Below are 23652 nucleotides of genomic sequence, written 5' to 3' on the forward strand. Positions count from 1 at the left end.
ACGGATCTTGCCAACATCACGCAAACCCTAAGCCTGTGCTTGTCGCATTTGGGCACAGACCTTTTTACCCGGTGAGTGACTGTCCGACTATTCTTTTTACAATCCGGCTAACACTGACACTAGATTTTTTCTGCAATAAGATGATTTTTTCACCATCCATCACGACAATCACCTTACTAACAAGACCACCCTGCGTTCGCTCTGTTTGCTCTTCAGTGTCTGAAGGCCAGTAGTGAATTATTAAGACAAGGCAAATCAATCCGAATAAGATAGTGGCAAATCTTTCGGCGATTTGACGGACTAGCGTACGGAACTGGAAACGTTTTTTCATGATTGATACCCTTCAAATTCAATGTCAACTTTACGTATGCAGAAATTGTGCCAGCAATGCTTGCATTTGAGCCTTCATATAAACCTTTGATTTTATACATATTTTTATTTTGAAGAACGGCGACTCTGTGTACGATCAGGACAATCCGTACAAGTCCGGACAGGCCGTACAAAATATTTTGAAATTTTGTTCTGGATCGAGAGCGTTGCTTGCTAGAATGATGTCTTCTCACTTTGCCAAGTTCAGGGATTCCCCTGTACTTTTGTCGGTATAACATGATCAGCCTATCAAGCTATGCTCGCCATTGATCCACGCACCGTACTGGTGGTCTGGGCGGCACTAAATATTCTGTTTGCTGCCATTCTTGCCTTAGTCGGCATGCAAGCACGCAAAGTTAAAGGTGTGCATCAATGGGCAATGGCCGACCTGCTCATCGGCACCGCGTTAGCAATCATTAGTCAGGTTTCCTATCCCTCTACACCGTTCATCACAGTTTTTGGGGCGATCTTGCTCGGCTTGGGACTGGGCTTGATTTATAGCGGAATCGAAGCGTTTGAAGGTCGGCGTTGTCGTTATTGGATACCTGCCTTACTAGCGTCTCTAGTTCTGCTGAATAATTACGTCTTCGCACTGATTTATTTCGCGCCAAAAATACGTATTTTCATCAATTTCCTGCTATTTGCTGGCATTCATGGACTATGTGCTCGCGCCTTATTTGTTCGCATTGAACAACCGCTGCGGACCGCCTATTGGCTTGCTGGCACATCGATGTTCTTAATTTTCTTATTGTCGGTCGCGCGCCTGATCAATGTCGCACTCACTCCTGCGAATGAAATCGGTATGTTTATGGCTTCTGGTATCAATTCAGCCGTGTTTCTTTTTGCCGCACTGGCGCAGATGTCGATGTCATTCGCCTTCATGCTGATGATTAACTATACGCTGACGAATCAACTGAATATTCTGGCCGCTACCGATGCGTTAACTGGGTTGTTCAATCGGCGCAGTTTTGAACTACACGCCAACCGGCAACTCGCGCATAGCAAACGCACTGGCGAGTGTCTCTCCATCATGATGATAGACGTTGATCATTTTAAACAGATTAACGATCAGTACGGACATCAGGCAGGCGATGAAGTGTTGCGTCGACTGTCCGCTTTAATGCAGTCTATTGTGCGTGGAAACGACTATCTAGGCCGCTATGGCGGGGAAGAGTTTTGCGTCTTACTACCAGGAACCAATGAAATACAAGCGGGGGTACTGGCAGAGCGTCTACGTCGGCTGTACGAAGACTTGGCGATTCCTTGGCAACATCACACATTACACAGCAGTATCAGCATAGGAATTGCCGATACCGACGGCGGGCATCATGACTTCGCCAGCTTGATCGAACATGCGGATATCGCTCTCTACCGTGCCAAACATGAGGGTCGCAATCGCATCGCCAGGTTTTCTGACGATGCGAAACAACTAGAGATCGCTGCAGCAGTAAAACAAGTCTGAAAACTTGTCAGCAATTGATTTGCCCATATCAAAACAAACTTAATTCCGAGAATTAATGCGCAGACAAGCTAGCGCGGTCATGTGCTTTTCCACGTAAAATCACCTGTGTAATGCTGTCATAGGCCGTTACGCTATTGAGGGGATTTTGCTGCAACAGCAAGAGATCTGCCTGCTTACCTTTCTCTACACTGCCAAGCAATTTTTCTCGCCCCAACGCACGTGCATTTTCTATTGTCATGGCACGCAATAATTGCGGCAAACTGATACCAGTTTCCAACCATCTATCCATTTCCCAACGCCCATTGACGCCCGGAAATTGCGTATAAAAGGGTCCGCTCGGTGTATCGCTGCCGAACAATAGCTTTGCACCATTTTTCTGCAATTGCTGGGTCATCTGACGCACTGTATTCAAAGGCTTGGCATACATTTTTTTGAATGCTTGGTAGCGTTCCGCTGGGCTAATGGTCGCGCCTACTAATTCCTCTGCCAATAATTTATTCATCCATTGGCCCGCATCGCTTTGGTACCAGCCTGCCAATTGTTGCGGAATGGCATGCGTCACTTGAGGATTTTTAAAGAAATCCGGATTCATGGCTTCCTGTTCGCCATACAGCACTTGAATTGTCGGCTGTATAGAAATACCGGCAGCGGCTAATTCCTGTGCCATCGCTTGCAAACGTTGTTGATTCAGGTCGGCATCGACTTGCTTGGTTTCGTGCCACATGCCATGCACCAAGGTGGTCACGCCCGTTTTCAAAGCAAATTCATAAGCAGCTTGCGAATTACCATGCAAGTAGACCGGCAGTTGCAATTTTTTAGCATGGGCAACGACCGCTTGTATCAGCTCTTGCGATGGCACTGGTAAATTCTTTTTTGCGCCAAATCCAGTTTCGTAAAAGACTTTAATGCAGCTGGCACCGTCTCGTTTGGCTGCTGCAACGACCGCTTGGGGAGTATGTGCTTCGGGTTTGAAATTGGCGGGATATACAGTAGGCTGCGCTGGATCGAACAACATGTATTTCGTGCCCTCCACCTGAAATTGCAAATCCTTATCCATCCACGATGCCGGGTAACCATTCGGAATCGTCACTGGCGCGCAGAAATAGGCCTGAGGTCCGGCTGGCTGGGCGTTCCATTGCGCAATAAAACTAGGGTCACCAGTCAAATCTAGCACGGTTGTAAATCCAAAATAGGCGTAACTACGTGGCATCTGCAAACGCGCCTCCTGCAACATGCCAGCGTCTTCCGGACGCTTGCCCACATAACCAGGTACGCCATCCAAATGCACATGAGTATCAATCAGCCCCGGTATCAGAAATTGTCCGCGTGCATCGATCTGGCGATCTGATTTGCGTCGCATAGCCTGCAGATTTTTGCCGATTGCCACAATCTTGCCTTCACGGATCACAACATCTTGAGGCTGGCTTACCTGCGCCTGATCCGGTTGAATAATTTGTGCTTGTTTAATAAATAAGTCTTGCGCTGAAACGGGGGAAATCACACAACTCGCCATCAGGCCAATTATGGACAAAGACTGCAAAAGCCTGACTGAGCCACCTGAAATTGGGACGGGAAAACATAACATAATCAAACCTCCATCACTGAAAAGAGCTTCAGTTTGGTACCAAAACTGCTTAAAGGCGACCTAAAACACGATGCAGGTCGGCTAAAACAGGTTCGAGGTCATGAAAATCACCAGCAAGTAGGTGTAATGGCTGAGAAAAATGCATCGAATTTAAATCTGGGACCCGGGACCTCAAATCAATCAAGAATGATCGAGCCAATCACAAACATTGGTTTTCTAAAGAAATGACCGATCAATTCGTTTATGATGGCAAATATGACATCCCTAATCAGCCACTTACAAATTGCCAACAGCGTACTCTGCCTCTTAATGGCAATGCAACTTTTGAGCATGACATCCATGCGCCCGCTACCCAAGCGTTTGCTGGCCTTGAACTGTCTGCTGTACGCACATCAAAGTCTGGCTTTGGTTTTTGTACTGAATACCGATCGTCAAACCGCGTTCACGCTGTTCGCTTTTAGTCGACCTCTATTCGCGATGTGGCTGGGGCCCGCCTTGTACGTCTACTTTTTGAGCGTACGCCAAACGCATACTAAGTTACGCTGGCAAAATGCGCTGCACTTCCTAGGTAGCACACTGATTTTTATGTGTCTCATCAGTATCAAACCGTTACGAGCCTTGATTGATTGGGCCATCATTAGCAGTTTTGTTGCCTACTTTGTCTTAATCGCGCTTCAAGTGCGCAGGGGTGAGCAGGTACTTGCTCACTTAGGAGGCTATGCTACATCAGCTTATCGCTGGTTACTTAGCTTGATGGTCATGGCAGCGATTAACCTCGGACTGGAATTTGCAGTGAATCTGGAAATGGCCTACGGGGTCGCATTGCGCGATTCTGTTTCACTATTAGTTGCAAGTTTGGCTTTCTTGCTCATCAATACTGCCATCGTTTTGGCGGCTCTGAAACGCAGTGACTGGCTAGAATGGATGTACCAATTTGGTGAACAAAACTTGCATCAAACGCCACCCGCACTAGATAGCGATGTAGCCAATAAATTATTCCAACGTTGGGAAACGCTGGTCAATACTGAACAGCTTCAACAGCAAGAATTCGGCATCACCTTGCCACAAGCTGCCAAAAAACTGCAGGTACCCGCGCGTCAATTGTCGAATGCGATTAACCAAATTTATGGCAAGAGTTTCTCGGTTTATCTCAATGATCGTCGGATACAGGATGCACAAAAGCTCTTAATCAGCCGTCCCGAGATGACTGTCACCGAAGTCATGCAAGCATCTGGGTTCAGTAGTAAATCCAATTTCAATAAGGAATTCTTGCGCGTCACTGGGATGTCGCCTTCTGGGTTTAAGGAAGCTAATACCCCGCGTGTCTAAATTTAAGAAAACCGATAGACCAACTTTTCATTATTTCCTCACAAAATCATGCCTCTATTCCAATGTCTGATCCGTGGAGATAATTTTCCCGGAAAAATAATTCATCAGCGGTATTTAATTGGTTTCTACACGACTCGCTTTGTAAAGGCCGACACATCAACGCAAGCCGAAGAATTAGCGATTCAGCTTTTACAAAATGACGTGATTTTTAGCATTCCAATCGAAGAACGCAGCCACACTGCTAAAGTATATTTTGAAGAAATTATTGAAGTCGTTGACGATGTCAACAACAAGCCAAATCAGGGATATACGTTTTTCCCGATGGATGATGAGACTTCAGAGATTAACTAACCCTAAAGGACATTCATGTACTGGATCATCACAAAATATTGCATCACAGCCGCGCTAGTGGTGTTGGTTTCTGAACTGGCTAAACGCAGCGACAGATTGGGGGGATTGATTGCCGCTTTACCGCTAGTCACGGTGCTCAGCTTGGTTTGGTTATATCTTGAGAAACAATCAGCGACGACGATCGCGAATCATGCCTGGTACACGTTTTGGTATGTGGTACCGACTTTACCGATGTTTTTAATATTTCCTGCTTTGCTGCCACGTATCGGTTTTTGGCTCAGCCTATTGGCGAGTGCATTGTTCACCGTTATCTGTTTCGCGCTATTTGCGATGTTATTACGTCGGTTTGGTATTTCTTTGTGGTGAGCAGAAATGTGTTCGCGGCTAATCGACCGCATTTACTAAGCGATTCAGTTCTCCGCTTTTTAATCCAAGCCGGATGGCAACATCAATCTTTTGCATTTCCTTTCCAAAATGTCCCTTAGCTGCCGCGAAATGGATGGAATCATAAAAAAGTGGTGTGCTCGAGACATAGAATTTTTTGCCCAATAATTCAGGGTCGCGCAGGCTAGGCAGATAGATTTTATACAGATAGTCCAACAACATGTCCTGGCGGTCAAATTGGACTAGACCCCACAGCAAAACATCAGAACGTTTCGCCAGCAATTTACGAAAACGGGCGGAAGATTGTGCTGTATCTTCCTCCACCTTGAAGACCTTATTTTTTGCTAGTTCAAATTCCATTCCGTGACTAACTCCACGCTCTACACTGAGGATTTTCCCTTGCAGATCGGTGACATTACGCAATCGCATGATGGGCTCACCATAAGCGATCGCCCAGATCCTTGAGCGCAAGACGGTCTCAGAAAAATCAAAGCGAGCGAGACGTTCTGGCGATTTAGAAAACCCCCAAATCAAGCCTTTTCCTTCTTGCGTCATTAACTTGGCACGATTCCAGGGCATAGACACTGGTATAAAATGCAAGCCAGTTTCCCTTTCAAAGAACTGAAAAAACTTCACCAAGCCAGGCGCGATTGCTTGCACCTGACCTCTTTCATCGAGCGCTTCTTGCACATACACCGTCACGGGCGCGCTTACGGGACGGGAATTTTCAGCCAACGCAGGGCGAGCTAAGCACAGTACCAGCGGCATCAACAGACAAGCGTGGAAACGTATTTTTAATATCACAAACTCATCCCATTGAGAAATCACTCCACCAACACGACACGCAATCCGATCGCAGCTTGTATCAAGATACTAGGGTATGCCTAGGTGAGCAAGAAAAAAGCGCGGGAATCGCTAGGATCGCCGCGCTGAGAATAGGGCCAAAAACTGAAAGCGACTTATTGCCCCGGATGATATTTGCGCTCAGTATGTTTGGCCAGATCTTCAGGATAGAACAGCACATCCTTGAATTCACCCTTACTATACATTTCACCCTGATCATTAAAATGCGGTGACTTAGGATCGCTACTCACACCTCCTGCCAAGATACTCTTAGCCTGAATTCGCGGACCAAAACTGACCGCCGCCACAAAACTATTCCCGCGATCACCGTAGATACGTTTAGTGGTTTGCTTGGCGACCATCCCGAAATTGGCCAGAGAACCCCAATTGCCGGAGGCAAAAGCGACTGGCCAACTTGGCTTGCCATCATCATACTCGGCATCGATCTCCCCACTTAGGCGCTGAAAACGGTTGATTTCGCCCCACGGCGTTTGCCAGTTACCGAAATCCGTTTGCAAACGCGCACTCGCACGCTGCAAAGCGGCCAACAATTCAGGCGCCGACAAGTTCGGTAAATAATCTAGTACCGGAATATTTTTGCGACGCGCTTCGGCACCGTGTGTTTGTACCAAATCCTGCGCCCAATAAATTGCCAATGAGGTCGCCGTGGAGTTTAGGCTCGCACGTTTATCCCATGCACGCAAACTCTGAATTTGCGCTGCCAACGCGACATCTGGCGCACTGTCATAGGCGGCGAATAAGGGTGGCAACAAGGGATCAAACGCCGTCAATTCACTGTCATATGCCAACTGAATCATGCTATCAACAGTCAGATTCTTCGCATCTTTTAAGACTTTTACAGCATGAATACCACGTGCATTTTCTCCGTTAGTCCACATGTAGTGCGGATAATCTTGCTGGCGCGGACTAGCACTGCCTGGTCCCGTACCAGCAGCAGAGAAGGGCCAGTTATTCGTATTTTGCACCCAGCCATTAGCTGGATTATGCAATTGAATAATGTCTTTAACCGGATGCAAACCCTGCCAGTCAGCAGCGCGTAAGCTACCGTCTACCGGCTGTGTCCAATCCAATTGCGGATTGCGACGCGGGACAAAATTACCGTGGAAGTAAGCGATATTCCCATCACGATCGGCATAGACCGTGTTGTTCGACGAATTCGCCCGTAAGTCCATGACCTTTCTGAAGCCCGCATAGTCGCGCGTTTTGGTGCGCAGATAGGATTGCATTAAAGCTTTCAAAGGCTCGTTCATCAATTGCACAGCAATCCACTTACCATCAGCAGCGCGTACTACTGGGCCGTGATGGCTAAAGTAAGTCGTGATTTTACGACTCGCCATCCCCGCTGCAGTTTTATACGGCAAAATTTGTTCGACGACTTTTAAAGGCCGTTGCTTGCCTTCATACAAATAAAAATATTTGCCCTCTTTTTGAGTGGTCGTTAATGCGAACTCATCGATGACGTCAGCGGCATTCGAGGTATGCATCCAGCCGTTATATTGATTAAAACCCTGATACACAAAAAATTGGCCCCAGGTCACCGCGCCATAGGCATTCAAACCTTGTTCACTGCTCACTTGGACTTCTGGACGGAAATAAAACGAGGTATGTGGATTGATCCATAACATCGCCTGCCCATTCGCTGTGCGGCTCGGGGCAATCGCAAACCCATTAGAGCCACGTGGTTCTGGAAGCAGAGGGCGTTGATCAAACATCGCGAGTTCTGGACGCCGACCGTACAGTGCTTCCAACTGCTTAAGATTGACGGACTCGATGTCGCCACCAATACTGCCTTCACTAAAGGCGAGTGCCATCCACGGTTCAAAATGCGTAATCAAACGCGGCTTCACCTCTGGATGCGTATGTAAATAATAATTCAGGCCATCTGCAAACGCAGTCATCAATTGCTTGAGCCAAGCCGGGCTTTTGGCGTATTGTGCTTTCAACTCAGCAGGTTGTATGAAGAGCTTCATTCGCAGATCACGCCAAATTTCGGCTTCGCCTTCCACTTCAGCCAAGCGACCTAGGGCATTGATGTAATTAAGTTCAACGCGCTTAAAATCATCCTCAGCTTGCGCATATAACAAACCAAACACGGCATCAGCGTCGCTCTTACCACTCACATGCGGAATGCCCCACTGATCACGAGTAATCGTCACCTTTTGCGCCGTCGCTTTCCAACGCGCTAGTTCGCCTGAGGTTGCGGCGGGAGCACTTTGTGCGAATGCCAGATTGATTGAGGTACAGCATAAGAACCCGAATGCCGTAATTTTCTTATTGAGAGAAAAAAAACGTTTGTCAGATTTTTTGAAGGTGGAATTACCAGTGCGGTAGCTTGCGATCATGTTGGCTCCAGAGTATGTTTTTATTGCCTGCGCGAAAGACTAACACAGCTAGCGCCAATTTTCCTTCATCAATTCGATACAAGATAATGTGATTCTTCGTGACAAATAACCGCAAGGAAATAAAAAAAGGCACCACATAGATCGGGGTGCCTTTTCATTGTCGATTGATGTGCCAATGGTCGTTTTCGCCTCTCCACTTCATGCGATGACGAAAATAAGCTTATCTTAGAGAGAGGTTTACGGTTGCGCAGTCCAGTTGCTATAAGCGTCTTTAATTTCTATCTTCGCCTTCTTAAACGGAATCTTGATATTCAACTTCGTTTCAGCATCTTTTGGCAAGCTCTGCCCAGTCGCGTCGATCAGGTAATTGGTTGTCAGATTTCCCTCCATCGTGAACGGTACTTTCATTTCTACTACGCGCTTTTGAAGCGCACCGCTGTTCCCATCAACCCAAATTTTGACCACAGCATCGGAATTAGTCACCTCAAATAAGACCACGGCTTTGCCATTGAGGAGTTGTCCATCGCTACGTTTAACCGATGCTTTAGGTGAAAATATCTCAGCTTCTACCGGCGCGAACAATTCAGCCAAATCAAAAGGTTTAGATGATTTAGTCGGATCTGCGGGTGGGGGACTGATACTCAGGACGACATAATTCGCTTTATTTTTTTCCCAGCCGGACAATTGCTTTTTAATATTGATCGTCTTGGTCGGATCACCATCTTTCGTTGCCATGACAGTTTGTTCAATATCTTTCGCGGCCCATTTTTTTATCGCATTATTTTGTGCAATGACTTTTGTCCATAAAGGATCGACCTCGGCGGCATTGGCAAAATTAAGTCCGCAAAAAATAGAGATCGCTAGTGCAAGTGAAGCAAATACGCGTAGAAGCGTCATAGAATTTTCCTGACAAAGTGTGAATATTGATTAGGTATCGTTGTTTAAACCATGACCCAATTTAATAAAAATGCATTTTAATATATCACATCAAATATTATCTTATTGGAAATTCATCTCCCGCGTTCAATTCAATTCGGCGAACTATGAATTGTTTTCTAGCTCAACATCCTGCTTTTTACATAGGTTTAAAACGCCACGCATAAGCTTGGCTAACTTTGAGTACTTCTTTACAACCGCGCAGTTCTACCGTGACTTTGCCAAGCTCGTCGCGATGGGCTTTGGCGATCGCATCGGCACGAACCACGACACTACGGTGGATTTGCCAGAAAAGCTCAGGATCCAAGCCATCAATGATTTCTTTCAATGGCTTACGCACATGGGCTTCATCGTCGGCACAGACGACACGCGTATATTTTTCATCGGACGTGAAAAACAGAATTTTATCGATGGGGAACATCTTGATGGTGTCACCGACGCTGGCGCTGATCCAGCGTATGCGCTCTACATTTTGTGGTCGCAGACGCTTATCTAATTCCTGCATCAGAGAACTCAAATCCGACGGCGCAGCTTTGGTTGCCAACCGTGCTTTTAACCTGGCAATCGCATCGACCAAGCGCTCGTTAGAAATCGGTTTCAATAAATAATCAATTGCACCAGCAGCAAAGGCTTCCAACGCATGATTGTCGTAAGCCGTGGTGAACACGGCATGACAACGGCCCTTGATCGCATTCGCGACATCCAGCCCAGTCATACCTGGCATACGAATATCGAGAAAGGCGATATCTGGTTGATATTGGTGAATGGCCTCTAAGGCATCAGCACCATGTTCACATTCGGCGACTATCTCAAGTTCTGGCCAATGTTGATACAACATACGACGTAAGTCTTTACGTGGTAAATCTTCGTCGTCGGCGATGATTGCTGTCGTCATGTCTTTCCTTGTTAGCGGAAGTTGTAGGGGAATTGATCAGGCTTCTGCCTATTATTGCGTGCGGCTTAAGAATTAAGCAATTAGCCGCACCCAAAACGCATACTCAGGCAATCAAGGGGATAATGATCGTTGCCACGACCCCACCTTCCGGGCGCGCTTTTAAAGTTAAGCTGGCACGGTCGCCATACATAGACTCAAGTCGCTCACGGATATTGGCTAATCCTATACCGGAGCCAGAAGTCGTGCCACCAAATCCAACGCCATTGTCACTGACACTGACTTCAAGTTTCTCTTCATCGCCTTCATCAAAATAGCACGCTTTCACAGCGACATGCGCCGGGCCAATTTTGGGTTCTATTCCATGTTTAATCGCGTTTTCAACCAGCGAAATCATCAACAATGGTGGCAAGGCGGCGTCCTTCAATTCGGACTCGACGCTATATGTCAGTCGTGGAATACGGGCTTGCATCAAACCCAGATAAGCACGCGCGGCTTCCAATTGCTTCGCCAGGCGCCCTTGTTCCGAGCTGCCATCACCGCGCATCTGAGGAATCGTTGAACGCAAGTAATCAACTAAGTGATCAACAATTGCGGTAGCCCGTAAAGGTTCAGTCAAAATCGCGGAGCGCACTCCAGCCAATGTATTAAATAAGAAGTGCGGTTCCACTTGGGCAACCAATACAGAAAGGCGTAATTCAGCCTCGCGGCGCGCCTCCTGCGCTCGTTGTAATTCTTGTTGGCGCAGCGCTTCTGCGAGACGCTTACGCTGACGAAAAAACACCAACAGATCAAAAAAACTACCCCAATAAATACACGCTATCGTGAGTGGAAACCACTTCAACACGGTGATCACGGCATTGACGAGCGGGCCACGTTCTTGTTCTTTTTGCTTTTCAGTCTTATTTACTTTTTCAGAATTGTCGGTCGCGTCTGCGCTTTGTGGTTTACTGACCGCAGCATGATCGTGTTGAGCCAGATCAGGCGCGCTTGACGCTTGGTTGCTAGCAGCAACCGGCTTTTTGGGTACCGTTCGCATTTGCGCTTGCACGCTGATTTCGGTGGATTTGTCGGGTGATTTTAAAAAATAACTAAACCCCAAATGCGAGCCGTAACCAATTGCAAAACTCAACAAGGCACCTACGATCAATGAAACCAAAATTCCCAAAGACTCACGTCGTTCGGAATAGTCCTGCAGGCGCACCCACACTGCCATGGCTTGCCCAATTAGGAACAAACCGGTAGCCGCAACAAAGAACGGTACCGTCCAGATAACAAAAACACTAACCCGCTCGGAGGTCAGAAAAACAATGCCAAATATCACGACAAACATGGCGAACAATGTGCCACCGAACGCTATCGCACGATGACGAAACCAGGTACGCGAGAACACAGGAAAGTTACGATAGCGATTGAGCCAGGTATCGCTTTGGATAGAAACTTCAGCAGGCAGTGCCTGCTCCGACATTACAGATTTTGGGCTAGGGATAGTAGTTTGCATGAGAAGCTCCTGGCGATTGAGTTGTCACTGTATGCCAGTTCATTTGCGATATGTGAAGATGCGACGAAATTAGCTAAACGCCGATGAAGTTGGTACTCTGCAGGATGAATTATTCTGTCGTCGCAGTTGGGGTCGAAGAATCTGGGTTGGATCCGTCTTTTTGCTTTTGTCGGCTTTGCGTAGCGATACGCAATATAGTATTGCGTATCGACGTTAGAACAGCAACGGCATTGAAGGGTTTAACAATAAAGCCGACCACACCCCGACTTTGCGCGGCTTGTATCACTTCCGCATCGAGCTTTGCCGACACCAAAAAAATTAAGGCTTTTGGCAATTGTTCATGTAAGGTCTCAAGCAAAGTTAGTCCGCTTTGATCTGCTTCACCAATATCCACACAGACAATTTGGGGATGTAGTTTGACCATCTTAGCTAGATTGGTCGTGCTGTAGTTACCATCCCCAACCACTTCATGTCCACCATTAGCGAGTACCGTCGCCAGTAAATTACGGGCAACGGCTTGATTATCAAGAATATAGGCTCTAAGCATGGGTAGCGATCATAAAAATGATTTCTATCATCATAGTGTAAAAATATTGACTTGTATTAACAAAAACGAGGAAACAACGCTATTCGATGGGTTGAACTCTAGTCGACTGCTATTTTGCGTTTCCCGGCTTCGCGTTCTTTACGTAACGATTTAACCATTGGTCTTGTTCCCACAACATATGCAATAGAGACTCGCGGGCGCGGTAAATATGGCTTTCATAAGGCAGCATGACCAAACGTGAAGGCGTGCCCAAACCTTGCAAAGCCTGATACATGCGTTCGCTTTGCATAGGGAAGGTGCCGGGATTATTGTCGTCTTCACCGTGAATTAGTAGCAGAGGTTCTTCAATTTCATCCGCATAATTAAACGGCGACATTTCTTGATAAGTATCGAAGGCTTTCCAATAATTACGATCTTCAGACTGGAAGCCAAAAGGCGTCAGGCTGCGATTATAGGCACCAGAACGAGCAATCCCGGCTTTGAATAAATTGGTGTGCGCGAGCAAATTGGCAGCCATAAAAGCGCCATAGCTATGTCCACCAATCGCGATTCTATGACGGTCAGCAACACCCAATCTGACCACTTCATCGACGGCTGCTTCGGCGTTCATTTTAATTTGTTCAATGAAAGTATCGTTCGGTTCTTTGCGTCCTTCGCCAATAATTGGCATCGCAAAGCCATCCAATACCGTGTAACCCCGCGCCAGCATCACTTGCGGCCCTTGTACATTGATACGATTGAATTTATAAGGGGAGCCATTCACTTGTCCGGCACTTTCTGCCGATTTAAATTCCCTTGGATAGGCCCACATCAACATAGGGCGCGGACCGTCGCGCTTTTCGTCATAGCCGGGCGGCAAATATAAAGTGGCAGTTAAACTGACACCATCGGCGCGCTCATAATGAATTTGACGACGTTGAATGCCGCGAAATTTCGGACTCGGATGTGGGTAATTGGTCAGCACTCGGGGCGCGGCATTACCCGCCAAGTTGCGCAAAAATAAATTCGGTCTTTCATCCGCAGCTTCACGGCTCGTAATAATTTGATGCCCCTGATCATCCAGTATGCCTAAGACTTCTTCGTAATACGGTGCTTTAGAACGCCATAGGCGTATTGTTTTTTCGGTTGGCAGATAATAACGATCAAGGAAAGGCCGATCTCCTTCTGGACTAGCACCAACACCGGTCATGAACATCGATTGTTCATCCGAGGTCAGACGGATCACTGAGCGCCCATATTGGTTCAATTCCATCACCGGGTTGCCATGATGACTGTATTGGTCTTCAATTTTACGGCTAAAGAGCAGCTCAGGCTTGGTGTTGGGCGCACTTGGCTGAATTCGCCAAGTACGGGTTTCGCGGGTTTTTGCCCAGTTTTCCGTGACCAAGGCCAAGTGATCGTTACCCCATAACACCTGATTGAAGCGCCAGCCTAAATCCATCAGCTTTTGCGGTGCTCCGGCAAACGGCGCACCGTGTTGCCACAACACGTCCGACACCCGCGAATTGGCATCGGGATCACCGCCACCTTGCGCTTCTAGCCAATATAAGGTCGCGGGTTGATCACTACGCCAACCAAAATTACGCGGCCCCGCCTGCACTGCATCATTCGCGCTGGGCAAACGTTCACGCATCACGATTTCCGCGATAGTTTTTAACCGCTTGCCATCAATCCCCCAGACTTCGATGAGTTGTCCGAAACGCTCGAGCGGCAATTGATAGGAATAAGGGCGCTTTAATTGCGTGGTTAATACCCATTTGCCATCAGGTGAAGACTGTACTTTCGAGAGCGTCATCGCAGGTCCAAAACGACGCACGCTGCCATCCATTTGTACAATCGCTAACTGGGTTTGCAATTGCCAATCCAGCATATCGGCATCATGTGGATTTCTTAATAAATCTGGATAAGTACGCGTTTGCGCAAGCTTACCACCACGGGTTTCCTGCATATTTGGACCGCTCGGTACCCGCGACTCACGCGGTGCCGCTTTTTGTCCACGCGGTAATAGACGCACCATTAACTGGTCGCTGCCATTTAGCCAAGAAAATCCTGATCCCATCACTGCGTTTAATTTTTCCGAAATCAAACGATGTGCGCTCGCTTGTCTCACATCCAGAATCCAGAGTTCAACGCCATTGCGCCCCCAAACACTAAACGCCAGCCATTTCTCATCGGCGGACCACGCCATATCCGCAATTTTTACTTGTGCGGGCAAACCTGTGACTGCACGAGTTTTACCGCTCGCTATATCAAGCAAACTCAAGCCATCACTAAAAGCGGTTCTGGTGGCGGCACGCAAAGTTGGGTGGACTCGTATGCCAGCCAATTTCAGTTCTGGCTGAGCGACTTCTGCTATCGTCGGTACACCCGGAATACTGACCAATAAACCGGTCTTATTTTTGGGGCCGAGACGAAATTCAGGGCCGCGTGGAGCATCGACCAAAGCCTGCAATTCAGCGGCGGGAAATTGATAACGGGTATCACTGGCAAACCCTGAATTTGCCGTCATGACCAGCACAGCAATTATCAAGAATAAGCGACTAGGGGAAAAATTTGACGACATTACTGCGTCCTTATGAATTCATCTGTCTCAGCATCGCCAGCAAATAGCTCGGCGAAAACGCAAAGCATGCATTATAAAGAGAATTGCGTCAGCGATTGTTGAAGACTAGTGTCAAGCCTCGATAAGAGACTTATTTGGCAATTAAAAAAGTTAAATAATGATGAATAGCATAGTTGCACATCAAAAAAACAGGGCCCTTGTTGTTTTGCCTGATACCAGCTGGTAAAAAATGCTAATCCTGAATGATTTACTCAGCTTTAAGAAGTAGACTATGCGAAATTAATCTGCGCTCTCCAATCAATGGATGTCCCATGTCTGAATTGAATCACGAACAAATTGCCCAAAGGCTACAACACCTCACTGAGCTTAGTGCGGCACTGAATGGTTTGGAAGATATTGATGCGCTGTTAGAACGCATCTTACAAACTGCGAAAAATCTGACCCATGCAGATGGCGGCACCTTGTACCGGCTAAACAAAGACAAGACGCACCTCGAGTTTGATATGGCGATCAATGACACACTGAAATTGCATGTAGGCGGTTCGCATCCGCACGCCAAAGATATGCGTTCAATCGCCTTGTTGGATGAGCACGGCAATCAAAATTTACATGCTGTGGTGGCGTATGCCGCCAATCTTAAACAATCCGTTCGCATTGCGAACGTCTACGAAGCGGATTTGTTCAATTTTTCCGAGATGCGTCGTTTCGATGAACTCAATGGTTACCGTTGCCAATCACTGTTGACAGTGCCGATGCTCAATCATGAATCTGAACTGATCGGCGTTTTACAATTAATTAATGCGATTGATCCGCAGAATAAGCAGATCACGGCGTTTACCGATACTGATCAAGGATTTATTGAAGCTTTGGCCTCACAAGCAGCAATCGCCTTAAGCAACCAAGAACTTATTTTTCAACTCGAAAATTTGTTTGAATCTCTGGTCAATTTAATCAATATCGGCATTGACGAGAAATCGCCGAATACAGGGCGCCATTGTCAGCATGTGCCGGAACTGACCATGATGCTGGCCGACGCGGTTCATCGCAGTCAAATTAAGCCCTTCCAACATTTCCGCATGACTGAACGCGACCGACGTGAATTATGGATGGCGGGCTTGCTACATGATTGCGGCAAAATCACGACGCCAGTACATGTCATAGAAAAATCGACCAAGCTCGAAACCATCTTTGATCGCATACATTTAATCGATGCGCGCTTTGAAATCCTGCGACGCGATGTGGAAATCGCCTATCTGAAAAACGGCGCTCAACACGATCACAACAACACCTCCTCACTTGCGGCAATGCAAGCCGAGCTGGCGCAAATAGAGAACGACAGAGCCTTCTTAAAGCATGCGAATATCGGTGCTGAACGTATGAGCGACGACGATCAGCAAAGAGTGCAAAAAATCGCTCAACGCAGTTGGGTCGATAGTCATGGTATGCGACACCATTTACTCAATGCGGAAGAAACAGAAAACCTTACTATTAAGGGCGGCACCTTAACCGCAGACGAGCGCAAAATCATTAATAATCACATCGCCGTAACCATACGCATGTTAGAAGCCCTGCCTTGGCCAAAGCATCTGAAAAATGTGCCGGAGTATGCTGGTGGTCACCACGAAAGGATGGATGGCAAAGGCTATCCACGTGGCTTACGTGGCGATCAAATGTCAGTGCAAGCGCGCATTATGGCGATTGCCGATATTTTTGAGGCCTTATCTGCCAAAGATAGGCCGTACAAGACAGGGAAGACCTTAACCGAATCGTTAGACATACTCGGCAAATTCGCCTTAAACGGCCACATCGATCCTGATTTATTCCAAGTCTTCGTGCAAGAAAAAGTGTATTTGCAATATGCGCAAAAATTCATGGATAGCGCACAGATCGATAATGTTGATGAGACGAAAATTCCAGGCTACAGCCTGACCCGCTCCGATCCTGTCTGACTCGAGTGACGGAATATGAAAAATCTTGGACGCTTTATTCATATTTTTAGCTTCTTGTTTATGTTACTGACAGCATTTGAATTACGCTATCTCAATTTGTTCGGCAGCCTCGATTTTCGGTTATCGGATTATCTGGTTCGGCTACACGCCAGCACATTACGTGCCGATCCGGACATCATCATCGTTAACATTGACGATGCCAGCTTGGCTGGGATGAATGCGAGTGTCGGTAACTGGCCATGGCCGCGCTCGGTACATGCAGAATTGATCGAGGGAATCGCTAAACAACAGCCGCTTGCAATCGTATTTGACCTCACGTTTGAACAAAAAGACGTGTATCGACCAGAGAGTGATGCACGCTTCAATGAAGCCTTACAAACCCTGAAGCAAGATCATCAGAAAATATTTTTTCCCATGATACGGCGCCCGGTGGAAAGCGATAAACAAGGCGATTTACTAACAGACATCGCTGTGCCGCTGGGCTTAATCAAAACGGATCGAGCACAAGTTAATGCCCGTGCGGCGTTTCAAGCACCATTAGCGATTGATCCAAGTCTATGGCAAGTCGGCACAATCAATTTTCATAAAGATGAAGACGGGGTAGGACGGCGTTACAACTTGTACACCGACGTATATGGCTGGTTGGCTCCCTCATTGCCAGCTAAAGTAGCAACAGCACTCAGTTACCCTGTGCCACAACAAAGCAATATGCTACTGGCATGGCGCGGCGAAAAATTTCCGTTTAAGCGAATTTCTTACGCCGATTTGTATCACGATTTTGAACGTGAGAAACCACAGCGAGATCCACGGGAAATGCGTGGAAAAATCGTTGTGATCGGTACCGATGCATCTGCGCTGCACGATATTCGTGTCACCCCTATCGATAGCCTATATTCGGGCTTAGATATACTCGCGACAGCCATCGACAACCTAAAAAACCAACGTACCATGCAAATTTTGCCGGGCTGGATTTCATTGGCTGCCTGCATGACTTTACTGTTGGCAGTGTATCTATGCTTTTGGCGACGGGTTAATGCTTTGTATCCAGGATTGGCTTTGCTCGCCATCTCAGTATTAAGTGTTGTCGGCAGTTACTTTGCGTTATCCGCTTTACTCTTGGTACCTGTGATCACACCTTTACTTCTTATTTGGATTTATTATTTTTCGCTAGCTTTGCGCGAGTATTGGTTAGAACGTTTATCTCGCCAGAAGACCGTGCAATTATTTAGCCGCTTTGTGAATCCGCATGTGGTCAAGGAATTAGTCTCATTCGAGGGCTTAAGCCGAGCGGGTGAAAGCCGCGAGATTACCGTGCTATTTTCGGATATTCGTGGTTTTACCAGCTTGTCAGAAAACCGCACACCGCAAGAAGTCGTGAGCCTGCTCAATCGTTATTTTTCGTTGCAGGTCGAAGTCGTATTCCGGCATGGTGGCTCTCTCGATAAATTCATCGGCGATTGCATTATGGCGTTTTGGGGCGCTCCGCTTGATGACGCAGAACATGCCTTACACGCGGTACAGGCAGCGCTGGAAATGGCCGATGTTTTGCAACAGTTCAAGCGTGAACTCGGCGACCTAGAAGCGGATTTCGATGTGGGCATAGGCTTGCATTCCGGCTCCGCGGTGGTGGGCTTGATTGGTTCTGAACAACGTAAAGAATATACGGCGATTGGTGACACCGTGAATCTAGCCAGTCGTATCGAAGGTCTGACTAAAGGTATCTCGCGTATTTTGGTCTCACGTGAGACCATGTTGTTATGCAGAGACAAACTTGACTTTCAAGCCTTGGGTTCCTATAAGGTGAAAGGTCGAGAACAAGAAGTCGAATTATTTGCCCCCGTTTCACCTAATCAGGGAGAAATCACATGAAGCAAAATAGCAAACTTTGGCTACTGCTGGCGGCCTTGCCGCTGTGCGTTAGCTATCAGCCGTGTTTGGCACAAAGTAACCCCAGTAACACGGCTAATTCCAACCAGCAAGCCAGTGTGGTTCGGCCAACCGAACTCAAAGCGCAGGCGTTTAGTGACGCTGCTACCATCAAGGTTTTGCCTGAGAATTTAAAAATCGATGTCTTATCGCGCAAAGCAAGCTGGATGGAAGTTAAGGCGCAGGGCACTTTAGGCTGGGTGAAGATGCTGAGCCTGCGTTTTGATAATAAAGTCACGAGTTCCGGTAGTATCGGCGACGCCGCTAAAGGTCTATTTGATGCGGCTAAAACTGGCGGCAGTAGTAGCGTCACTACGGGTGCCAAAGGTTTCGACAAGGAAAAATTCAGTAATCCAACACCGAATCCCGAAGCCTTTGCGAAAATGAAGCAATTCACAACGCCAAAAGGGGATGCAAGCAATTTCGCAAAACAAGAAAAGCTGAACGAACAACAGCAAACTTATCTCAAAGCACCAGGAGATAAATCATGAGAATGCCTTCCTTATCCCTGATTGCCTTGGCGATCGCCAGTGCATTGACGATCAGCGCTTGTGCGAATGTCAGCGGTTTAAAAATCAATAATTTTGATATTGGCAAAACCTTGAGTGCTGCCAATAGCGCTAAGAATGCCATCGTGCCACTTACAGAAACGGAAGAGATTGCGCTGGGCGAGGGCATCGCTAGCAATCTATTAGGTTTGGCACCTCTGCATACGGATCGCGAAGTACAACGATATGTGAATACGGTCGGTCGCTGGATCAGTATGCATAGCGAACGACCTGATTTGCCTTGGACTTTCGCCGTACTCGATACGGATGAAGTAAATGCCTTTGCTGCGCCCGGCGGTTATGTCGTGATGACAAAGGGTATGCTGATGAGGATGGGAAGTGAGGCAGAACTGGCCGGCGTTCTCGGACATGAGGTGGCGCATGTCGTACGCAAGCATCATCTGAACGCGATGCAAAAAAGTAGTGCCATGAGTGCCGTCAGAGATGGCTTAGATGTGGCGATTACGGCGAAGAATGGCAATCCAAACGTGTTGAAAGTCTTATCCGTCGGCACCGCGCTTTATGCACGTGGTTTAGATAAAGAAGATGAGTATGAATCCGACCGCATGGGCGTGGTGTTGGCAGCGCGCGCTGGCTATGATCCTTTCGGTTTACCTGCAGTATTACATACACTGCAAAAGGTCAATAGCAGCGATGAGGGGATGCAACTCTTGTTTCAAACTCATCCGAAGTTATCAGATCGTCTCGCGCAATTAGATGGAATTATGGGCAAAGATTTTGATCGCTATGATAATCTGCCAAGTGTGCAAAGGCGCTTTGAAACGGTCATGGCGCGCATAAAAGACGGCAAAAAATAACTTTTCACGTGATCTGATCCTAAAAATTCAAGCCCAATTTTTAGGATCAAATCAAAAGAAAGTGAACCCGGATGATCGATCAAACAGTCCTCGAGCAAACCCTACAGGATGGCACTCGGAGACAATTAGAGATAAAGATTTAGCCCCAGGCTGTGACACATAGGGCTCTGCGCTCCACTCCTGCATAAGCAATTCGACAGCGCTATGCCTAGCCCGCTCTGGAGACTTTGCCCAAACAACTCGAGTTGTGAAGAAGCCGGTAATATCCGGCTCTTCGGCTGACGACCCAACACTTAGTCCATTGCCTTCGATTAGGACGCTATAGAACGTCATTTCAGAAGCGAGCTAACAACTTAGCGCTCGATTGCCAACGCAACACCCATACCGCCACCGATACACAAACTTGCCAGACCTTTTTTAGCATCGCGACGTATCATTTCGTGGATCAGGCTGACCAAGATACGGCAACCAGAAGCGCCAATCGGATGACCGATTGCAATCGCGCCACCGTTCACGTTAATCTTGCTGGTGTCCCAACCCATTTCACGATTCACGCCAATGGCTTGAGCGGCAAAGGCCTCATTGATTTCCATCAAATCGACTTCCTCATGTGTCCAGCCGGCTTTTTTCAAACACAACTGCGCGGCAGGAACTGGCCCCAAGCCCATGATACTCGGATCGATACCGGCAGAAGAGTAGGCCTTAATCTTTGCCAACACTGGCAAACCTAATTCTGCAGCCTTTTTTGCGGACATCATAATCACAGCGGCGGCACCGTCATTCAGACCGGAAGCATTACCGGCAGTCACCGTACCCGCCTTATCAAACGCGGGGCGCAAAGCAGCTAGTGAATCGAGAGTACAACCATGTTTGATGAATTCGTCCGTATCAAACACGGTTGTGCCTTTCTTACTGACGATTTCATAGGGAATAATTTCATCGACAAACTTGCCCGCCTTTTGTGCAGCTTCGGCTTTATTTTGTGAAGCTAGGGCAAATTGATCTTGCTCTTCGCGTGTAATGCCATGTTTTTTGGCGACGTTTTCTGCCGTGATACCCATGTGATATTGGTTATAGACATCCCATAAACCATCAACAATCATGGTATCGACTAATTTTGCATCGCCCATGCGGAAACCATCACGAGAACCGTTTAAGACATGAGGTGAGGCACTCATGTTTTCCTGACCACCTGCGATAATGATCTCAGCGTCACCCGCCATAATCGCTTGCGCGGCTAAATGCGTTGCCTTTAGTCCGCTGCCGCAGACTTTATTGATCGTCATTGCCGGCACCATAGTTGGCAGTCCCGCACGAATTACGGCTTGGCGAGCAGCATTCTGACCAACACCTGCAGTTAACACCTGACCTAAAATCACTTCACTAATAGCCTCACCGCTCAAACCAGATTTTGCTAGCAAGGCTTTAATCACATGCGCACCTAAATCGGATGCCGCAACTTTAGCCAATGACCCACCAAATTTACCAACCGCGGTGCGTCCAGCGGCGACGATTACGACTTCTTGCATGTGAAACTCCCTAAAGGTTAACGTCAAGCTTGCAGTGAATCCATAAGATTACACCAGTCTGTAATGCTTGGCGCGGATTTACCAGAGAAAATATTGCGCCGCATCAGAATTGCTGATTTTTTATGCAAGTACTTTTTATAGTGCAAAAATCGCATTGGTATGGAATCACCATTTGAACGAACATTTGGGCGAAAAAAAAGCTCCCTTATCAGAGAGCTTTTTTCTTGGGAGTCGCGCTTATCGCGCCTTGATTATTCGAACAAGTTTAACTGCACTTGTGGCCGAAGTTTTCGACTCCGTAGTCGTTTAGCGCTTGGCTTGACCGCACGCTGATCGCCTACATTACTTCTTTTTAGCTGTTGTCGTTGCTTTTTCAGCTGCTTGTGTGAATTGCTTAGTAGCATTCGCCAAGTTGTCTTCCAAAGTTGAAACAGCTTGTTTGGTTGTCTTTGACAATTGCTCGTAGCCTGCGTTGATGTTACCAACAACAGATTTCAACGCTGTCACAGCCTGCTCGGAACCAGCTGGCGCATTTTTTGTGACTTCGTCGATCAAAGAAACAACTTTTGCGTTTGTTTCAGCAATATGAGATTCCACTGCTTTAGTAAATTCTTGTTGTGTTGCTGAAGTGATCGTTGCCAAATGACGGCCGTATGCCAATGCTTTTTCTGCATTTGGTTTAGCTTGAGCAGAAGCCAAAGCGATCAACTCTTGCGCGTCTTTTGCATTCAACAGTTGTTGAGTTGCTGCAGTACCTTCTTCGAAAGTTGCTTTAGCAGCATTCACGTTCAAAGAAACGAACTGTTCCAAGCCTTCAAATGCTTTTTGGTTCAATGCTGTGATTGCAGCAAATTGCGCTTCCAAGTTAGTCTTAGTAGCAGCGATAAATTGTTCTGGTGTTGTGTACATGGAATTCTCCGGTAAGTTGACGAGTCAGATTGACGATTCGGTTTGAATCAAAATGGCAGTGAGTCCCAAAAAATCTTTAAACATGGTGCACCGCAACAATTCGCATTTTACTGACTATTTTTTAAGCGTCAAGCTTTTTTTGTGCATTGCATCAAAATAGTTGATAAGTCGGTGAATTTATTGATTTTGAGCCAATATTTCCTTTGTTTTTCAAGGGTTTAGCCTGAAGTCTTTGCATATCGACAATACCAAGTAATTCGCAAGATCAGGCCATGCAACCCATCCTGTTCGCCGTCAAGGACTTTTACAAATAGTTTTCCAATTCTAATAAGCGACGCTTATTCTCCAGACCGCCAGCGTAGCCTTGCAAATCACCATTGGCGGCGATCACGCGATGGCAGGGAATGACGATCGATAGAGGATTGCGACCATTCGCAGCACCCAAGGCGCGGATCGCTTTCGGTTTGTTAATTTGTTTTGCAAGGGCAGCATAACTACAGGCATTGCCATAGGGTATCGTGCGCAGAGCCTGCCAGACTTCTTGTTGAAATGGCGTGCCTTGCGTGCAATCTAGCGGCAAATCAAAGTTTTGTAATTCACCCGCGAAGTAGGCATCAAGTTGATATGCTGCGCGCTGTAATAGTGCGTCGTTTGAATCTAACTGCCAAGCTGGATCAAACTGAAAATGTCTATGCTCTGGAAAATACACGCCAGCCAGACCATGTTCGCTGGCAACCAAGTGCAGTGCACCAAAAACACTTGGATGGATAAGATATTTCTTCATATTAAAATTTCCCGCTTCAATTTTTGGTCTGCATTCAAACAATCAATCGTTATCGCCAAATCTT

General features: G+C 47.0%; 20 protein-coding genes. 8 read left to right on the top strand and 12 right to left on the bottom strand.

Annotated features, from left to right (window positions below):
- Nucleotides 1-64: 64 nt before the first annotated feature.
- Nucleotides 65-331 (bottom strand): hypothetical protein, encoded by a 267-nt coding sequence (locus ACO0KW_RS11015; protein ID WP_423053124.1) that lies wholly within the window; start codon nt 329-331, stop codon nt 65-67.
- A gap of 294 nt (nt 332-625) precedes the next feature.
- Between ACO0KW_RS11015 and ACO0KW_RS11020 the strand changes: the two genes are divergently transcribed.
- Entirely contained in the window at nt 626-1831 is a 1206-nt protein-coding gene (locus ACO0KW_RS11020; RefSeq protein ID WP_423053125.1) for a GGDEF domain-containing protein, read from the top strand.
- 52 nt (nt 1832-1883) lie between these two features.
- Here the strand turns inward: ACO0KW_RS11020 and ACO0KW_RS11025 are convergent, their stop codons facing one another.
- Nucleotides 1884-3332, bottom strand: coding sequence for an amidohydrolase family protein (locus ACO0KW_RS11025; protein WP_423053126.1), 1449 nt, complete (start codon nt 3330-3332; stop codon nt 1884-1886).
- A 339-nt stretch (nt 3333-3671) separates the two neighbouring features.
- Between ACO0KW_RS11025 and ACO0KW_RS11030 the strand changes: the two genes are divergently transcribed.
- From ACO0KW_RS11030 to ACO0KW_RS11040, 3 genes are read left to right on the top strand one after another with little or no spacing between them, the layout of a single operon-like run.
- Nucleotides 3672-4745 carry a helix-turn-helix domain-containing protein gene (locus ACO0KW_RS11030; protein WP_423053127.1) on the top strand — a complete coding sequence of 358 codons (1074 nt, stop codon included), beginning with the start codon at nt 3672-3674 and terminating at the stop codon, nt 4743-4745.
- A 48-nt stretch (nt 4746-4793) separates the two neighbouring features.
- Entirely contained in the window at nt 4794-5096 is a 303-nt protein-coding gene (locus ACO0KW_RS11035; RefSeq protein ID WP_423053128.1) for a hypothetical protein, read from the top strand.
- 15 nt (nt 5097-5111) lie between these two features.
- Nucleotides 5112-5462, top strand: coding sequence for a DUF3147 family protein (locus ACO0KW_RS11040; RefSeq protein ID WP_423053129.1), 351 nt, complete (start codon nt 5112-5114; stop codon nt 5460-5462).
- Between the two features lie 18 nt (nt 5463-5480).
- Here the strand turns inward: ACO0KW_RS11040 and ACO0KW_RS11045 are convergent, their stop codons facing one another.
- From ACO0KW_RS11045 to ACO0KW_RS11075, 7 genes are all read right to left on the bottom strand, one after another.
- Complete coding sequence (locus ACO0KW_RS11045; RefSeq protein ID WP_423053130.1) at nt 5481-6284, bottom strand: substrate-binding periplasmic protein; 804 nt, start codon at nt 6282-6284, stop codon at nt 5481-5483.
- Between the two features lie 155 nt (nt 6285-6439).
- Nucleotides 6440-8686, bottom strand: a complete 2247-nt coding sequence (locus tag ACO0KW_RS11050) for a penicillin acylase family protein (RefSeq protein ID WP_423053131.1) — start codon at nt 8684-8686, stop codon at nt 6440-6442.
- A 237-nt stretch (nt 8687-8923) separates the two neighbouring features.
- Nucleotides 8924-9583: a hypothetical protein gene (locus tag ACO0KW_RS11055; RefSeq protein ID WP_423053132.1), complete on the bottom strand. Its 660-nt coding sequence runs from the start codon at nt 9581-9583 to the stop codon at nt 8924-8926.
- Between the two features lie 178 nt (nt 9584-9761).
- Nucleotides 9762-10517, bottom strand: a complete 756-nt coding sequence (locus ACO0KW_RS11060) for a LytR/AlgR family response regulator transcription factor (RefSeq protein WP_423053133.1) — start codon at nt 10515-10517, stop codon at nt 9762-9764.
- A gap of 103 nt (nt 10518-10620) precedes the next feature.
- Nucleotides 10621-12015 carry a sensor histidine kinase gene (locus ACO0KW_RS11065; RefSeq protein ID WP_423053134.1) on the bottom strand — a complete coding sequence of 465 codons (1395 nt, stop codon included), beginning with the start codon at nt 12013-12015 and terminating at the stop codon, nt 10621-10623.
- A 109-nt stretch (nt 12016-12124) separates the two neighbouring features.
- Nucleotides 12125-12562, bottom strand: a complete 438-nt coding sequence (locus tag ACO0KW_RS11070; RefSeq protein ID WP_423053135.1) for an ANTAR domain-containing response regulator — start codon at nt 12560-12562, stop codon at nt 12125-12127.
- 109 nt (nt 12563-12671) lie between these two features.
- Nucleotides 12672-15125 carry a prolyl oligopeptidase family serine peptidase gene (locus ACO0KW_RS11075; protein WP_423053136.1) on the bottom strand — a complete coding sequence of 818 codons (2454 nt, stop codon included), beginning with the start codon at nt 15123-15125 and terminating at the stop codon, nt 12672-12674.
- 311 nt (nt 15126-15436) lie between these two features.
- Between ACO0KW_RS11075 and ACO0KW_RS11080 the strand changes: the two genes are divergently transcribed.
- Genes ACO0KW_RS11080 through ACO0KW_RS11095 form a run of 4 tightly spaced genes read left to right on the top strand, consistent with a single transcriptional unit; the run spans nt 15437 to nt 20366 of the window.
- On the top strand, nt 15437-17074 hold the full coding sequence (locus ACO0KW_RS11080) for an HD domain-containing phosphohydrolase (RefSeq protein WP_423053137.1): 1638 nt from the start codon (nt 15437-15439) through the stop codon (nt 17072-17074).
- Between the two features lie 15 nt (nt 17075-17089).
- Entirely contained in the window at nt 17090-18943 is a 1854-nt protein-coding gene (locus ACO0KW_RS11085) for a CHASE2 domain-containing protein (RefSeq protein WP_423053138.1), read from the top strand.
- On the top strand, nt 18940-19491 hold the full coding sequence (locus ACO0KW_RS11090) for a hypothetical protein (RefSeq protein ID WP_423053139.1): 552 nt from the start codon (nt 18940-18942) through the stop codon (nt 19489-19491). The genes ACO0KW_RS11085 and ACO0KW_RS11090 overlap by 4 nt, the downstream gene beginning before the upstream one ends.
- Nucleotides 19488-20366, top strand: coding sequence for a M48 family metalloprotease (locus ACO0KW_RS11095; RefSeq protein WP_423053140.1), 879 nt, complete (start codon nt 19488-19490; stop codon nt 20364-20366). The genes ACO0KW_RS11090 and ACO0KW_RS11095 overlap by 4 nt, the downstream gene beginning before the upstream one ends.
- Before the next feature lie 353 nt (nt 20367-20719).
- Here ACO0KW_RS11095 and ACO0KW_RS11100 read toward each other — a convergent pair whose 3' ends face one another.
- From ACO0KW_RS11100 to ACO0KW_RS11110, 3 genes are all read right to left on the bottom strand, one after another.
- Complete coding sequence (locus tag ACO0KW_RS11100; RefSeq protein WP_423053141.1) at nt 20720-21895, bottom strand: acetyl-CoA C-acetyltransferase; 1176 nt, start codon at nt 21893-21895, stop codon at nt 20720-20722.
- 342 nt (nt 21896-22237) lie between these two features.
- Nucleotides 22238-22804, bottom strand: coding sequence for a phasin family protein (locus tag ACO0KW_RS11105; RefSeq protein ID WP_423053142.1), 567 nt, complete (start codon nt 22802-22804; stop codon nt 22238-22240).
- Nucleotides 22805-23108: 304 nt separating this feature from the next.
- A complete protein-coding gene (locus ACO0KW_RS11110) occupies nt 23109-23588 on the bottom strand; it encodes a methylated-DNA--[protein]-cysteine S-methyltransferase (protein WP_423053143.1) in 480 nt (159 codons plus the stop codon).
- Nucleotides 23589-23652: the final 64 nt, after the last annotated feature.

This window comes from Undibacterium sp. Ji22W, assembly GCF_049340305.1.
Taxonomy (GTDB): Bacteria; Pseudomonadota; Gammaproteobacteria; order Burkholderiales; family Burkholderiaceae_D; genus Undibacterium.

Excerpts from the sequence above, each read along its gene's own strand:
- ACO0KW_RS11015 (WP_423053124.1), bottom strand. The coding sequence starts at position 331 with ATGAAAAAACGTTTCCAGTTCCGTACGCTAGTCCGTCAAATCGCCGAA.
- ACO0KW_RS11020 (WP_423053125.1), top strand. The coding sequence starts at position 626 with ATGCTCGCCATTGATCCACGCACCGTACTGGTGGTCTGGGCGGCACTA.
- ACO0KW_RS11030 (WP_423053127.1), top strand. The coding sequence starts at position 3,672 with ATGACATCCCTAATCAGCCACTTACAAATTGCCAACAGCGTACTCTGC.
- ACO0KW_RS11035 (WP_423053128.1), top strand. The coding sequence starts at position 4,794 with ATGCCTCTATTCCAATGTCTGATCCGTGGAGATAATTTTCCCGGAAAA.
- ACO0KW_RS11040 (WP_423053129.1), top strand. The coding sequence starts at position 5,112 with ATGTACTGGATCATCACAAAATATTGCATCACAGCCGCGCTAGTGGTG.
- ACO0KW_RS11050 (WP_423053131.1), bottom strand. The coding sequence starts at position 8,686 with ATGATCGCAAGCTACCGCACTGGTAATTCCACCTTCAAAAAATCTGAC.
- ACO0KW_RS11055 (WP_423053132.1), bottom strand. The coding sequence starts at position 9,583 with ATGACGCTTCTACGCGTATTTGCTTCACTTGCACTAGCGATCTCTATT.
- ACO0KW_RS11060 (WP_423053133.1), bottom strand. The coding sequence starts at position 10,517 with ATGACGACAGCAATCATCGCCGACGACGAAGATTTACCACGTAAAGAC.
- ACO0KW_RS11065 (WP_423053134.1), bottom strand. The coding sequence starts at position 12,015 with ATGCAAACTACTATCCCTAGCCCAAAATCTGTAATGTCGGAGCAGGCA.
- ACO0KW_RS11070 (WP_423053135.1), bottom strand. The coding sequence starts at position 12,562 with ATGCTTAGAGCCTATATTCTTGATAATCAAGCCGTTGCCCGTAATTTA.
- ACO0KW_RS11075 (WP_423053136.1), bottom strand. The coding sequence starts at position 15,125 with ATGTCGTCAAATTTTTCCCCTAGTCGCTTATTCTTGATAATTGCTGTG.
- ACO0KW_RS11080 (WP_423053137.1), top strand. The coding sequence starts at position 15,437 with ATGTCTGAATTGAATCACGAACAAATTGCCCAAAGGCTACAACACCTC.
- ACO0KW_RS11085 (WP_423053138.1), top strand. The coding sequence starts at position 17,090 with ATGAAAAATCTTGGACGCTTTATTCATATTTTTAGCTTCTTGTTTATG.
- ACO0KW_RS11090 (WP_423053139.1), top strand. The coding sequence starts at position 18,940 with ATGAAGCAAAATAGCAAACTTTGGCTACTGCTGGCGGCCTTGCCGCTG.
- ACO0KW_RS11095 (WP_423053140.1), top strand. The coding sequence starts at position 19,488 with ATGAGAATGCCTTCCTTATCCCTGATTGCCTTGGCGATCGCCAGTGCA.
- ACO0KW_RS11100 (WP_423053141.1), bottom strand. The coding sequence starts at position 21,895 with ATGCAAGAAGTCGTAATCGTCGCCGCTGGACGCACCGCGGTTGGTAAA.
- ACO0KW_RS11105 (WP_423053142.1), bottom strand. The coding sequence starts at position 22,804 with ATGTACACAACACCAGAACAATTTATCGCTGCTACTAAGACTAACTTG.
- ACO0KW_RS11110 (WP_423053143.1), bottom strand. The coding sequence starts at position 23,588 with ATGAAGAAATATCTTATCCATCCAAGTGTTTTTGGTGCACTGCACTTG.